This is a genomic window from Streptomyces sp. NPDC002602, from assembly GCF_042889445.1.
Classification (GTDB): Bacteria; Actinomycetota; Actinomycetes; order Streptomycetales; family Streptomycetaceae; genus Streptomyces.
The window spans coordinates 601,391-615,760 of record NZ_JBIAQX010000002.1 but is presented as its reverse complement, the minus strand read 5'-3'; the positions used below and the strand labels follow the sequence as shown (position 1 = coordinate 615,760).

9 protein-coding genes are annotated in these 14,370 nt (G+C 72.1%); 4 read left to right on the top strand and 5 right to left on the bottom strand.

Annotated elements, in window-relative coordinates; all coding sequences use genetic code 11:
- Positions 1–35 precede the first annotated feature (35 nt).
- From ACFYW3_RS08150 to ACFYW3_RS08135, 4 genes are all read left to right on the top strand, one after another.
- Complete coding sequence (locus tag ACFYW3_RS08150) at positions 36–1,370, top strand: MFS transporter (RefSeq protein ID WP_389385859.1); 1,335 nt, start codon at positions 36–38, stop codon at positions 1,368–1,370.
- A 63-nt stretch (positions 1,371–1,433) separates the two neighbouring features.
- Positions 1,434–2,405, top strand: a complete 972-nt coding sequence (locus ACFYW3_RS08145; protein WP_389385858.1) for an EamA family transporter — start codon at positions 1,434–1,436, stop codon at positions 2,403–2,405.
- 170 nt (positions 2,406–2,575) lie between these two features.
- Positions 2,576–3,409: a DMT family transporter gene (locus ACFYW3_RS08140; RefSeq protein WP_389385977.1), complete on the top strand. Its 834-nt coding sequence runs from the start codon at positions 2,576–2,578 to the stop codon at positions 3,407–3,409.
- Between the two features lie 10 nt (positions 3,410–3,419).
- Complete coding sequence (locus tag ACFYW3_RS08135; protein ID WP_389385857.1) at positions 3,420–4,316, top strand: LysR family transcriptional regulator; 897 nt, start codon at positions 3,420–3,422, stop codon at positions 4,314–4,316.
- A gap of 94 nt (positions 4,317–4,410) precedes the next feature.
- Here the strand turns inward: ACFYW3_RS08135 and pepN are convergent, their stop codons facing one another.
- The 5 genes from pepN to ACFYW3_RS08110 form a co-directional block, all read right to left on the bottom strand.
- On the bottom strand, positions 4,411–7,008 hold the full coding sequence (gene pepN / locus ACFYW3_RS08130; RefSeq protein ID WP_389385856.1) for an aminopeptidase N: 2,598 nt from the start codon (positions 7,006–7,008) through the stop codon (positions 4,411–4,413).
- A gap of 370 nt (positions 7,009–7,378) precedes the next feature.
- Positions 7,379–8,407: an aspartate-semialdehyde dehydrogenase gene (locus ACFYW3_RS08125; protein WP_389385855.1), complete on the bottom strand. Its 1,029-nt coding sequence runs from the start codon at positions 8,405–8,407 to the stop codon at positions 7,379–7,381.
- Between the two features lie 517 nt (positions 8,408–8,924).
- On the bottom strand, positions 8,925–12,260 hold the full coding sequence (locus ACFYW3_RS08120) for a S8 family serine peptidase (protein WP_389385854.1): 3,336 nt from the start codon (positions 12,258–12,260) through the stop codon (positions 8,925–8,927).
- A gap of 274 nt (positions 12,261–12,534) precedes the next feature.
- Positions 12,535–13,101: a CGNR zinc finger domain-containing protein gene (locus tag ACFYW3_RS08115; RefSeq protein ID WP_389385853.1), complete on the bottom strand. Its 567-nt coding sequence runs from the start codon at positions 13,099–13,101 to the stop codon at positions 12,535–12,537.
- Between the two features lie 175 nt (positions 13,102–13,276).
- Positions 13,277–14,239: a hypothetical protein gene (locus ACFYW3_RS08110; protein ID WP_389385852.1), complete on the bottom strand. Its 963-nt coding sequence runs from the start codon at positions 14,237–14,239 to the stop codon at positions 13,277–13,279.
- Positions 14,240–14,370: the final 131 nt, after the last annotated feature.

The following is a 14,370-nucleotide window of genomic DNA, read 5'->3' as shown; positions in this document are numbered from 1 at the left end:
CTACTTCCAAGCGATCTAACGGGGGAGTGGTTCAGGTGGGCGAGGGCAATGCGAGGCGGCGGGCGGGGGAACGGGTGGAGGGGGAGCGGTCCCTGCTCCTCGGGGTGGGGATCAGCGCGATCGGGATCGGCATGTACGTCCCCTTCTCGCTCGTCTTCTTCCACCACGTCACGGGACTTTCCTTCGCCGCCGTCGGCGTCGTGCTCACCGTGACCGGCCTGGCCGGACTCGCCGTCGTGCCGCCGGCCGGCGCCGCCGTCGACCGGTTCGGGGCCCGGAAGGTCAACCTGCTCCTCTACGCGATCCGGGCCCTCGGCTTCGCGCTCTACCCGCTCGCCGACACGCTCCCCGCCTTCGCCGCCGTCGCCCTGGTCACCGCCCTCGCGGACCGGTCGTTCCCCGTCGTCCAGCAGTCCCTGATCGGCGAGGTGGCCCGCGGCTCCTCCCGCGACCGGCTCCAGGCCTCCATCCGGGCCCTGCAGAACGCCGGCATGGGAGCCGGCGCGCTGATCGTCTCGGGCGTCCTGGCGGTATGGGGCACCGCCGGATTCACCCACACCGCCTGGGGCAACGCGGTCGCCTTCGCGCTCGCCGGAATGCTCGTGGCCCGTGTGAAGCCGGTGCGGGACACCGCGACCGGTGTTCCGGTCGCCGCCTCGGCCGCCTCGGCCGGGCGGGCGTCCGCCGGCTACCGCATGGTGCTGGCCGACCGCCCCTTCCTCGGCCTGACCGCCGCCAACTTCCTGACCGCGCTCGGCTACTCGGCCCTGTCCGTGCTCTTCCCGCTCTACATCGTCACCTGGCTGCACGGCCCCGACTCCCTCACCGGGGCCGCCTTCACCGTCAACACCGCCCTGTGCGCCGGCGCCGGAGTCCTGATCGCGAGCAGGGTCCGCCGCTCCGGGGCTCGCCGGACCCGCTCCGCCGCCCTCGGCGCCCTGCTCTTCGCCGCCGCGTTCGTGGGTCAGATCGTGCTCGGCACCGTACGGCCGGGACCCACCGCGACCCTGATCGCCCTGCTGGTCATCGTGGTCGTCTACACGGTCGGGGAGCTGGTCCACAGCCCTTCGGGCGGCGCCCTGTCGGTGTCGGCCGCCCCCGAGGCCGTACGGGGCCGCTACCTGGCCACCTACCAACTGTCGTACTCCCTGGCCTCGGCCCTGGCCCCGTCCCTGTTCACCGGCCTGCTCGCGGTCGACGGCCGGCTCCCCTGGGCCGTCCTGACCGTGGCCGCCCTCGGCGCCGCACTGGCCCTGACCCGGCTGGAGCGCCGACTCCCGGCGGAAGCCGTGTACGCGGTGCCCCCGGCCGCGACGGCGATCCCGACGGGCGCGCCGATCCCGCGCGAGAGCGTCGCCGGCGCCGCCTGAGCCGCGCCCGAGTCCCGCTCCCTTGTCTTCTCCCATCCGCTCCCATCCGCCCGAGGAGCTCTCGTGAACCGCTTCGCCACCGTCGCCCTGACCGCCCTGGCCCCCGTCTCCTGGGGTTCCACCTACGCCGTCGCCACCGAACTGCTGCCGCCGGACCGGCCCCTGTTCACCGGGGTCATGCGGGCCCTGCCCGCCGGACTGCTGCTCGTCGCCCTGTCCCGGACCCTCCCCAAGGGGGAGTGGTGGTGGAAGTCGGCGGTCCTGGGCACCCTCAACATCGGCGCCTTCTTCCCACTGCTCTTCCTCTCCGCCTACCGGCTGCCGGGTGGCGTCGCCGCCGTACTCGGCGCCGCCGGACCGCTGTTCGTCGTCGGGCTCGCCGCGCTGGTCCTGGGGGAGCGGGCGCGGCTGAGGACCGTGCTCGCCGCGATCGTCGCCGCGTTCGGGGTGGGCATGGTCGTCCTGACCGCGCAGGCCCGGTTGGACCTCGTCGGGATCGTCGCCGGAGTGGTCTCCTCCGCCTCCATGGCCGCCGGCACCGTGATGACCAAGCGCTGGGGCCGCCCCGAGGGCGTCGGCCCGCTGGCCGTGACCGGCTGGCAGCTCACCGCGGGCGGCCTGTTCATCATCCCGATCGCGGCTCTCGTGGAGGGGGCGCCGCCCGCCCTCGACGGCAAGGCGCTCCTCGGCTACGGCTACATGATGCTGATCAACACCGGGATCGCGTACTGGCTCTGGTTCCGCGGCATCGGCAAGCTGACCGCCACCTCCGTCACCCTGCTCGGCCCGCTGTCCCCGCTCACCGCCGCCGTCATCGGCTGGGCCGCCCTCGGACAGGCGCTGACCCCGGTACAGGTGCTGGGCATGGCCATCGCCTTCGGTGCGACTGTGGCGGGACAGCTCGCGCAGCGGACGCCCAAGGCGCCCGGACCGACGGACGAGACCGAGTTGGTCCCCGTCGAACCGTTCAGTCCTGCTGAAGAGACCGATCGAAATGTTTCGATGGACCTGGGTAATGGTGGGATGCGACGGTAGACCACGCACCGCATCCCACCCTCAGGAGGAGACCCCCAGTGCCCGTCACGGACCGCGCCCACACCGCTTCGCGGACCCCACAGGCCGGCCGGCCCGGCCGGTCGGGGCAGCGCGAGCGGCCCGGAGCCACCGGTGCGAAGGGGGCCGCCGGGCTCGGCGTCGCGCTCGCCCTGGTCGCCACGGTCGTCTGGTCCGGCAGCTTCGTCGCCACCCGCGGCATGGCCGACACCGTGCCGCCGGTGCAGGCCGTCTTCTGGCGCTGGGTCATCGCCGCGGTCGCCGTCGCCCCCTTCGCCGCCCGCCAGGCCTGGGCCCAGCGGGCCCTGCTCCGCGCACACCTCGGCTACGTGTGCCTGGCCACGCTCTTCGGCGTCACCCTGTACAACACCCTCGTCCACCAGGCCGGACTGACCACCTCCGCCTCCAACATGGGCATGATCATGGCCGCTTCGCCGGTGATCATGGCCCTGTACGCCCGCCTCGGCGGCGAACGGCTCGGAGCCCGCCGCGTCTTCGGGATGCTGCTCGCCGCCTTCGGGGTGCTGCTCCTCGTCGGGGACGGCTCGCTCGGCTTCGACTTCACCGCCGGAGACCTGTGGATGTTCGGCGCCGCGCTGTCCTTCGCCACCTACAGCGCCCTGCTCAAGCGCAAGCCCGCCGAACTGGGCGGACTCGCCTTCCTGCTCGCCACCTTCGTGCTCGGCGCGCTGATGCTGGCGCCCGCGTACGCCGTGTCCCTGTCCGTCCAGGGCGGCTTCGCCCTCACCCCCGCCGCCGGGGGCATGCTGCTCTACGTCGGCGTGATGTCCTCCGCCGTCGCCTTCTTCGCCTGGAACAAGGCCGTCGCGGTCATCGGCGCCGCCCGCGCCGGCGTCGTGTACTACCTCCAGCCCGTCTGCGTCGCCGGCCTCGGACTGCTGCTGCTGGGCGAACGGACCGGCCCCGCCCAACTCCTCTGCATGGCACTGATCCTGGGCGGCGTGGCCCTCGGTGCCCGGCGGTAGGTTCGGTCCCATGATCGAGTGGGACATCAAGAAGCTGCGGATCCTGCGGGCCCTGGCCGACCGGGGCACCGTGACCGCGACGGCCGCGGCGCTGCATATGACGCCCTCGGCCGTTTCGCAGCAACTGACCAACCTCGCCAGGCAGTTGGGTGTGCCGCTGCTGGAGGTCCAGGGGCGCGGGGTGCGGCTCACCGACGCCGCGCACCTGGTCCTGCGGCACGCCGAGGCCGTGTTCGCCGAGCTCGAACGGGCCGACGCCGAACTCGCCGGCTACCTGTCGGGGGACGCGGGCGAGGTGCGGATCGGCGCCTTCTCCACCGCCGTGCCCGTCCTCGTCGTCCCGGCCGTCGCCGCCCTGCGCCGGACCCACCCCGGAGTGGAGGTACGCGTCCGCGAGACCGAGGCCGCCGAATCGTACGAGCTGCTGTCCGCCGGCGCCGTCGACCTGGCCCTTTCCCTCGCGGCCCACGCCCCGACCGCCCGAGACCCCCGCTTCACCCGGATCACGCTGCTGGAGGACCCGCTGGACGTGGCCCTGCCCCCCGACCACCCGCTGGTGGCCGCGCCGGCCGTGCGACTGGCCGACCTGTCCGGGGACCGGTGGATCTACGGGGGCAGCGGGCCCTGGTCGGAGATCACCCGCAACGCGTGCGAGGCCGCCGGGTTCGTCCCCGAACAGGCCCACTCCGCGTCGGGCTGGACGGCCATCCTCGCCATGGTCGAGGCCGGCATGGGCGTGGCGCTCGTCCCGCGCATGGTGACGGGCCGCGCGTCCGGTGTCGCCGTCCGGGTCCTGGCCCACGACCGGCCCACCCGGCACGTGGTCGCCGCCCTGAGGCGCGGCTCCGCCTCGGCGCCGGCGCTGGCCCACGTACTGGCCGCGCTCGGAGCCGTCCCGGCGGGCTGAAACCCGGCGCCGCGACCCGGCGCCCACGCGCGAGGGGCGCCCCCGGTACGCGTGTCGCGCACCGGGGACGCCCCTCGTCGGTCGGGCCGCGGCGTCAGGACGCGGCGGCCGCGTCCGCCGCCTGGGCCTTCAGCGCCCGCTCGACACCCGAACGGGACTCCGAGACCAGCCGGCGCAGACCCGCGCCCGGGTCGGCCGAGGCCAGCCAGGCGTCCGTCGACGTCAGGGTCTCCTCGGAGACCTGGAGCGCCGGGTACAGGCCCACCGCGATCTGCTGGGCGATCTCGTGGCTCCGGGTGTCCCAGACCTCCTTGACCACCGCGAAGTACTTCTCGGTGTAGGGGGCGAGGAGCTCACGCTGATCGGTCTGCACGAAGCCTCCGATCACCGCCTCCTGCACCGCGTTCGGCAGCGAGTCGCCCTCGACGACCGAGGCCCACGCCTGCGCCTTGGCCTCCGCCGTCGGACGCGCCGCCCGGGCGGTGGCCGCGTGGCGCTCGCCCGCCGCGGTGGCGTCCCGCTCCAGCTCCGCCGCGATGGCCGGCTCGTCGAGCACGCCCGTGACGACCAGGCGCTCCAGGAACGCCCACCGCAGCTCGGTGTCGACGGCCAGGCCCTCGATCTCCGCGGAGCCGTCGAGCAGCGCCGACAGGTACGTCAGCTGTCCCTCGGTCCGGGCCGTCGCCGCGAAGGCACGGGCCCAGGCGAGCTGGTGGTCGCTGCCCGGCGCGGCCGCCCGCAGGTGCTCCAGCGCGGCCTCGGTCCAGTCGGCGAGGCCCTGCTCGCGCCAGGCCGGGTCGGCGTACAGGTCGATGGCCAGCTTCACCTGGCGGTGCAGCGACTGCACCACACCGATGTCCGACTCCTTGCCGATGCCCGACAGCACCAGCGCCAGGTAGTCGCGGGTGGCCAGTTCGCCGTCCCGCGTCATGTCCCACGCCGAGGCCCAGCACAGCGCGCGCGGCAGCGACTCGGTGAAGTCGCCCAGGTGCGCGGTGACGTTGGCCAGCGAGATCTCGTCCAGGCGGACCTTCGCGTAGGACAGGTCGTCGTCGTTGAGCAGCACCACCGTCGGGCGGGCGCGGCCCACCAGCTCCGGCACCGCCGTCAGCTCGCCGTCGATGTCCAGCTCGATCCGGTCCGAGCGGACCAGCAGGCCGTCGCGCAGGTCGTACAGGCCGACCGCGATCCGGTGCGGGCGCAGCACCGGCTCGCCCTTGGCGCCGGCGGGCAGCGCGGGCGCCTCCTGGCGGACGGCGAAGGCCGTGATGACGCCCTGCGCGTCGGTCTCGACCTCCGGACGCAGGATGTTGATGCCGGCCGTCTCCAGCCACGCCTTCGACCAGGCGGTCAGGTCGCGGCCGGAGGTCTCCTCCAGCGCGCCCAGCAGGTCGGACAGGCGCGTGTTCCCGAAGGCGTGCGCCTTGAAGTACGCCTGCACGCCCTTGAAGAAGGCGTCCATGCCGACGTAGGCGACGAGCTGCTTGAGCACCGAGGCGCCCTTGGCGTACGTGATCCCGTCGAAGTTGACGAGCACGTCGTCCAGGTCACGGATGTCCGCCATGATCGGGTGGGTGGACGGCAGCTGGTCCTGCCGGTACGCCCAGGTCTTCATGGAGTTCGCGAACGTGGTCCACGCGTGCGGCCACTTCGAACCCTCGGCGTACGCCTGGCAGGCGATCGAGGTGTACGTCGCGAACGACTCGTTCAGCCACAGGTCGTTCCACCACTCCATGGTGACCAGGTCGCCGAACCACATGTGCGCGAGCTCGTGCAGGATGGTCTCGGCGCGCACCTCGTACGCCGCGTCCGTCACCTTCGAGCGGAAGACGTACTGGTCGCGGATGGTGACCGCGCCCGCGTTCTCCATGGCGCCCGCGTTGAACTCCGGCACGAAGAGCTGGTCGTACTTCGCGAAGGGGTAGTCGTACGCGAACTTCTCCTGGAACCAGTCGAAGCCCTGCCGTGTGACGTCGAAGATCGCGTCCGCGTCGAGGAACTCGGCGAGCGAGGGCCGGCAGTAGATGCCGAGCGGCACCGACTGCCCGTTCGGACCCTCGTACGAGCTGTGGACGGCGTGGTACGGCCCGACGATCAGCGCGGTGATGTACGAGGAGATCCGCGGGGTCGGCTCGAAGCGCCAGACGTCGTCCTTGACGTCCGCGGACTCCGTCCCCTCGGGGATCTCCCGCGGGGAGTTCGAGACGACCGTCCAGCCCTCGGGGGCCGTCACGGTGAACCGGAACGTCGCCTTCAGGTCGGGCTGCTCGAAGCTGGCGAAGACCCGCCGAGCGTCCGGCACCTCGAACTGGGTGTACAGGTAGGCCTGCTGGTCGACCGGGTCGACGAAGCGGTGGAGGCCCTCACCGGTGTTGGTGTAGGCGCAGTCCGCGACGACCCGGAGCTCGTTCGCCCCGGCGACGAGGTGGTCCAGCGCGATCCGGGAGTCCCGGAAGACCGCGGCCACGTCCAGTGCCTTGCCGTTCAGCACGACCTCGTGCACGGCCGGCGCGACCAGGTCGATGAAGGTCTCGGCGCCCGCCTCGGCGGAGTCGAACCGCACGGTGGTCACGGAGGGGTAGGTGCCGCCCTCCTGCGCCCCGCTGAGATCGAGTTCGATCTCGTACGAGTCGACGGTCAGCAGCTTCGCCCGCCGCTGGGCCTCTTCACGGGTCAGGTTCGTGCCAGGCACGCGTTCATCTCCTTCGATGGTCGTTGCCCCGCCATCCTTCCACGCGGGCGGCGCAACCGCCCCGGACTAATCCACGGGCGAACGCGGCAGCCCCTTTCGAGGGTTTCGTCCCGACACGGCACCGCGCCCCACCGGAGGAATCCGGTGGGGCGCGGTGCGAGGGAGTACCGGGGCGTCGCCCGCGGTGGGGGACCCGACCGATCAGACCAGGTCGTCGTACACGTTCCAGCCCGAGCCCAGGGTGGTCCGGGGCTCGAAGGCGGCGTCGGGGACGGTCGGGGTGAGGCCGCTCGCCTCGTACAGCCGGCGCTTGCCCCGGGAGTCGCGGGCGACCGGGTCGGGGATGCCGTCGTACGACGGGGCGGGCGGCTCAGCCGCGCAGCTCCTCGGCGACCAGCTCCGCGATCTGGACGGCGTTCAGCGCCGCGCCCTTGCGAAGGTTGTCGTTCGAGAGGAACAGCGCCAGGCCGTTCTCGGCCGTCTCGTCGGTGCGGATGCGACCCACGTACGAGGCGTCCTTGCCCGCGGCCTGGAGCGGGGTCGGGATCTCGGAGAGCTCGACGCCCGGGGCCTGCGCCAGCAGCTCGTAGGCGCGCTCGACGCTCAGCGGTCGCGCGAAGCGGACGTTGACCTGGAGCGAGTGGCCGGAGAAGACCGGCACGCGCACGCAGGTGCCCGAGACCTTGAGCTCCGGGAGTTCGAGGATCTTGCGGGACTCGTTGCGGAGCTTCTGCTCCTCGTCGGTCTCGAAGGAACCGTCGTCGACGATCGAGCCCGCGAGCGGCAGCACGTTGAAGGCGATCGGACGCTTGTAGACGCCCGGCTCGGGGAAGGTCACGGCCTCGCCGTCGTGCACCAGCGCGGTGGCCCCGCCCGCGACGGCCTTGACCTGGCCGTCGAGCTCCGCGACGCCCGCGACGCCCGAGCCGGAGACGGCCTGGTAGGTGGTGGCGATCAGCGCGGTCAGGCCGGCCTCGTCGTGCAGGGGGCGCAGCACGGGCATGGCGGCCATGGTGGTGCAGTTCGGGTTCGCGATGATGCCCTTGGGGCGGTTCCTGATCGCGTGCGGGTTGACCTCGGAGACGACGAGGGGGACCTCGGGGTCCTTGCGCCAGGCGGAGGAGTTGTCGATCACGACGGCGCCCTGGGAGGCGACCTTCTCGGCGAGGGCCTTGGAGGTGGCGCCGCCGGCGGAGAAGAGCACGATGTCCAGGCCCGAGTAGTCGGCCGTGGAGGCGTCCTCGATGGTGATCTCGCGGCCCTCCCACTCCAGCGTCGAGCCCGCCGAACGGGCCGAGGCGAACAGCCGCAGCTCGTCCACCGGGAACTTGCGCTCGGCGAGGATGCCGCGCATGACTCCGCCGACCTGTCCGGTGGCTCCGACGATTCCGACCCTCACGGTGACTCCTTTGGTACGTACGACGCGGGCGCGCGTGAAGCCATCATGCGTTCGACCCCACGAGCCTTGTCCAATCCATTGTCCGAGGTGCGGACGGTGTCCTGAAAGTGAACCCCCGCGACGACTCCACGGCGGGTGGGTCGCACCACCCCGAAAAGGCCGTTTACCCAGTTCAGAGCCGATTAGCGTCCGATTCGGCGGTGACCGTTGTCCGGACACGGCGTATCGGACATCGAGACGACCGACTGGGGGAGCACCATCGTGCGAGCCATCCGCCACCGCCGCCGGTCCATACCGGCGCCGGCCGCCCTCGCGGCCGTCGCCGTCGCCGCATCCGTCCTGCCCACCCCCGGTGCGCGGCACCTCCTCCTCGCCCGCCGAGGGACGCGTGCCGAGGGACGCGTGCCGAGCGCGGGCATCGGCCTGGCCGACGGTGAGGCGCTCGCCGCGGGAACGCCGAAGGGGCGGGCGCTCGGTTCGAGCGCCCGCCCCTCGTCACGCGATCAGCCGGTCGCCGTTACGGCAGGACCTTCTCGATCTGCACGCTGCCGGTGCCGGCGGCGGTGCCGCGGGCGTTGAGCAGCTTGACCTGGCCGAAGAACTGACGGCCCTCGGGGGCCGCGCTGTTGACCAGGACGTTCGCCGAGACCTGCGCGGAGGCGCCGGTGGCGAGGTTCACCGCGGCGGCCTCGTCGACCTGGACGGAGCCCAGGGCGGCCGAGAAGAACACGTCGCGGTAGTCGTACGTGGTGGTACCGGCCGGGATCGCGTAGCCGATGACCTTCACGGAGTAGGTGCCGGCGGCCGGGTTGACCAGGCTCACGGCCTCCTCGGAGTCGCCGTCGGCGGAGGTGCCGACCTTGACGCCGTCCTTGTAGACCTCGAGGTCGAGGTCCGCACCGGTGTCGGAGACCTTGCCGATCGCGACGTCGAGGCGGGAGACGCCCTCGCCGATCGTGACCTCGCTGGTCTGGGTCTCACCGTTGGCGATGGTCGGCTTGGCGACCTTCGCGGAACCGAGCGGGCCGCCCTGGAGCTTGCCGGCGGAGATGGCCGCGGCCTCGTTCTTGACGGTCAGCTGGACCGGCGCCGGGGTGCCCTGCTTGACCTCGGGCAGCACCTTGACGGCCGGGTCGAAGACCGCGCCGAGGACGGAGACGTCCAGCTTGTACGGGTTGTCGAGCAGCGGCGACGTACGGCGCGACTCGACCTCGATCTCCCAGACACCGGGCTGCGGTTCGGCGTACGACCGCAGGTCGGGGCGGCAGGTGTTCGCCGGGTTGTTGTAGTTCGGGTAGCACTGGGTCGTCGCGCTGTCCTCGACGCCCGTGCCGTACGGGTGGATCGAGATGAAGCGCGTCTGGCTGCCGTCCTTCAGACCGCCCAGGGCGACCTCGAGGGTCTTGGCGCCCTGCGGGACCGTCACGAAGTACGACTTGTGGCTGTTGCGCTGCACCGAGGAGGTGTCCGACAGCGTGAAGGACGGCTTCGCCAGCGGGCTGGCGGCGACGACCGTGGCGAGGATCTGCTTGTCGATGCCCTCGGTGGTCGGGTCGTCGAGCTGCAGGATGCCGCTGTGGACGCCGGCCGACTTGGCGTTGGCCTCGACCTTGATGGTGACGGGCTTGTTCAGCGGCAGCGTGACGTAGTCGTAGCCGCCGATGACCTTGAAGGTCCCGTCGTTGTTGCGCCAGGTCAGGTCGTGCCGGGTGCCGTACTTGACGCCCGTGGTGCGGGTGACGACGACGTCGTAGACCTTCTTCTGGCCGACCTTCAGGCCGCCCTCGCGGTCGTAGAGGCCGGTGCCGAAGCCCGGGGTCTTCAGGAACTGGTCGATCGCGGTGTCGACCGGGGCCTTGACCGTGAACTCCTCGGCCTTGGCGTTGCGCTGGATGGACTCCCACGCGCCGACGATGTCGATCAGACCGGAGCCCTGGGCGTGCGCCGGGACGTCGGCGATCTTCTTCGCGGTGCTGGTGAGCGCCACCCGCAGGCTCGCCGGGGTCAGCGCGATGTGCTGCTGCTTGGCGGCCGAGATCAGCAGGGCGCCGGCGCCCGCCGCCTGCGGCGAGGACATCGAGGTGCCCTGGAGCATGGAGTAGCCGGCCGGCAGGGTGTAGCCCGCCTCGGCCACCGGGGAGCCCGGCAGCCAGGTCTGGGTGGTGTTGATGGCCGCGCCGGGGGCGGTGATGGTCGGCGTGAAGCCGCCGTCCTCACGCGGACCGCGCGAGGAGAACGGGAACATGTTGTACTTCTTGCTCACGCCGGAGCCGTAGTTGGCCGCCCAGGTGTCCTTGGAGACGGCGGCACCCACGGAGATGACCTTGTCCGCGAGACCGGGGTCGCCGATGGTGTTGACACCGGGGCCCTCGTTGCCCGCCGAGATGACGAGCTGGACACCGTAGGTGTCGATGAGGTTCTTGTAGAGCTCGGAGCGCGCGTTGTTGCCGTCGTTCAGCGCCGGCAGGCCGCCGATCGACATGTTGACGATGTCCACGCCGCGGTTGACGACGAGGTCGATCATGCCCTCGGTCAGCGCGATGTTGGTGCAGCCGCCCGACCAGGAGCAGGCGCGCGAGGAGACGAGCTTGGCGCCGGGCGCCTCGCCGTTCATCTTGCCGCCGAACAGGCTGTTGGCGGCGGTGATGCCGGCGACGTGCGTGCCGTGCTCGGACTCGATGATCCCGACGTTGACGAAGTCGGCCTTCTTGCCGACCCAGTCACCGCCCAGCGGGTCCATCGGGACGTCCTTGCGGATCTCGATCACGAACGGGATGCGCTCGACGACATCGGTCGCCGGGTTGTCCGTGCCGAAGTAGCCGATCTGGTAGCCGTCCTTGTACGGCTTCATCGGCTCGTTGTTCGTGAAGTCGCCGTCCTGGTCGGTGTCGACGCGGACGGTCCCGGCGACCGGGTCGTAGAGCAGGCCGAACCGGTCGGTGGTGTCGCCGTCGCGGTTGACGTCGCCCTTGGCGTCGCCGGTCGCGGTGATCGACTCGCTGAAGCGGCTCCACTGGAAGGTGCCCTCGGGGGCCTTCCAGCTCTGGCCGCCCGCGGTGAAGCTGCCGCCGGAGGGGGTGACCGGGGTGATCTGGGCGCGCCAGGTGGCGTCGTTGTCCGTGATCGGGTCGGTCGCGGTGACCCAGTCGACGATCTTGCGCTCGCCGGTGGTGGTCTTCTGAAGGGCCGGGTGGCCGAGGTCGACGCCCGAGTCCATGATGCCGATGGTCACGCCGCGACCGTCGGCCTTCGGGTTCTTCTTGACGAAGTCCACCGCGCCGGTCTCGAAGGACGGGTTGTACGGGTTCTTCGCGGGGGTGTCCTTGCCCGGCCCCGGGTAGGTCTCGGCCGCGGTCTTCTTGGCCTTGCCGGTCTCCTTGCCCGCGTCGGGACGCGGGTCCGGGAGCTGGATCTCGTGCCGCAGGTCGATGCCGTGCACCGAGGACAGCTTGCCGGCCGCCTTCAGCGCGGCCTCGGCCTTGTCGGTCGGCAGGGTGGCGCGGACGTAGCCGAGCTTGTCGTACGTCCGGCCCACCGAGGCGCCCTGGACGGCGTCGAGCTGCTGCGCGACCTGCTTGGTCTCGCCCGGGGTGGTCGCGACCATGACGGTGACGTTCTTGTCACCCTTGGCCTTGGCCTCCTGAAGCAGTTCGGCGTCGGCCGAACCGAGCTTCTGGTCCGCGGACTTGACCGGCGCGGAGGAGCCGGGGTCAGTGGCTCCCGTCGCGGCGAAGACGGGAACGGCTCCGGTCGCGCAGAGCGCGGCCACCAGGCCTGCGGCGGCCGCGACGCGGGCGACGCGTCTGGCGCCGGGTATGGCCCCGGGCGTGGAGCTGGGGGATTCGAGGGTCATCAGCATCCCTGGCTAAGTGAAAGATACGGTCCGGATTTCGGTGCCGGATGACCGGTCAGCTTTGCGCAAGTGACAGCTGTTTGGGGAGTGTTGTCATTGACCGAGACCTGACATGGCGGACTCCCGCCGGCGCGGGGAACCCGCCATGGGCCCCGGACCGGGGCATAGCAGGACGCATCGCAGGGGTCGGAGAGTGGATTTATCGACTTACCGGTCGCATGTCGGCATCGCGGTGGACTTCAGCCGTGGGGCAGGTGTGACAACTTTCGAGCGTTCAGCGCTCGCGCGTGCGCGCGTTGTGTCGCGGGCCCTCGCCGAGGTCGCCGCACGCCGTCGAACACCACCGTCGGGTGCCGTCGCGGGAGTCGTCGAGGAAACGCAGCCCGCACGTCGGCGAGGCGCACACGCGGATCCGATCCGCGGCGGTGCCCGACAGCTCCACGTGGCCGCGAACCGCGGTCCAGGCCGGGCCCCAGGTCGGATCGGTGAACTCGGCGCGCTCGCCCGCGCCTTCGGCGGTGAAGGTGATCCGGATCCGGCCGTGCTCCAACACGGCGTCGATCAGGGCCCGCGCGCCCGCGTCGGCCGGATCCGCGACGAACCGCGCCAGGGCCTCGCGGGCGGTCAGCACATGGACGAGGGTCGCGGCGTCGGCCCGGAAGCGTTCGGCGAGACCGGCGCTCTCCAACCAGACCGCGAGCCCTCGCACCCGGGTCAGCCCGGCGGCGCTCGCGAAGAGGTCGACGGGTTCCCCGTCCTCGATCCAGCGAGTGTTCAGCAGGTCGAGGGAGACCGGCTCGCCGGTCAGCGGGCGCGGGTCCGCGCCGGTCCGTGTCGTCATGCCCTCGCCTCCCGCCGCCCCTCGCCAACCCTGCGAGGGTACGTGACCGGTACGCCCGGCCGGTGGTTCCGCGTCCGGGGATCGGCCGCCGTCCCGCACGCGGACGCCGTGTGGGGCTCGGACGCCGTGTGGGGCTCGGACGGCGTCCGGGGCTCGGGCGCTCGGGCGTTCCGCTTCACCGGGGGAGGACGACCAGGTAGGCCGCCGGCTCGCGGTCTCCCGACGCCGTCAGGGCCGTCCGTACCACCGAGGCCTGCTGTTCGGGCCAGTCGCGGAGCTTGCGGGGGGTGAGGTGCAGGACGGTCACCCCGAGCCGCTCCAGCGTCTCGCGCTTGCGGACGCACTCCGCCCATTCCTCGTCCTCGTCCTGGCGCGGGGCGCGGGTGTCGATCTCGATGGCGACGGCCTGCTCGGGCCAGTACGCGTCGACCCCGCCGAGGTGCGGGCCGCCGGGCAGCCGCAGGTCCACGTTCCAGACGGGTTCGGGGAGGCCGTGGCCCCGGACGAGCTGGTACAGCCGGTCCTCGGCGATGGCCCGGCCCTCGGCGAGCAGGGACTCGACGGCGTCGACCACGTGGGGCCGGTTCAGCAGCCGGGCCACGGTCAGTTCGCGGACGACGGCGGCCGGTTCGCAGTGCCCGCCGCGCACCGCCTCGCTCAGCAGGCGGCGTACGACCCCGGCGTCGGAGATCCGGGCGACGGCGTCGGTGATGGCCCGGGCGACGGGGGCCACGGGGATGCCGGACACCTCCTGCGACCGGGGTGGGGTGTGGGTCCGCAGGATCCGCACGTCGCCGGTGGAGCGCGGCCGGCGGTTGCCGGGTACGAGCACGTCGATGTGCGGGAGTCCGGCCAGCGGGGGAGCGGAGGTGAACCGGTACAGGGCCAGGGCCGCCATTCCGGTGATCATGGCCTCGCCGGCGCCGCGTCGGCCCGCGTAGAGCAGCGCCGCGTGCAGCCGCTCCTCGCTGGTCGCGGCGCCCGAGTGGAGCAGGAACACCCCGGGCAGGATCTGCCGCCAGGGCCGCCCGGCGGCGTCGGAGGCGCTGACGCCGTGCTCGCGGAGCTGCGCGAGGGTGAGCACGCGGGGGCGGCTGCCGGTGAGGTGGGCGAGGGGGAGGGGCGTGTTGTGGTTCATGTGCCGGAGGTTCCCGCACGACGGGGGCCCGCTAACCCTTGTTACAGTCCCGTCGGCAAATCGGGACAACCCCGCACTAAAGTACGGGCGTTCGACTGCCGATAGCGCCTTTCGCCCGAGGCCGTTCACCT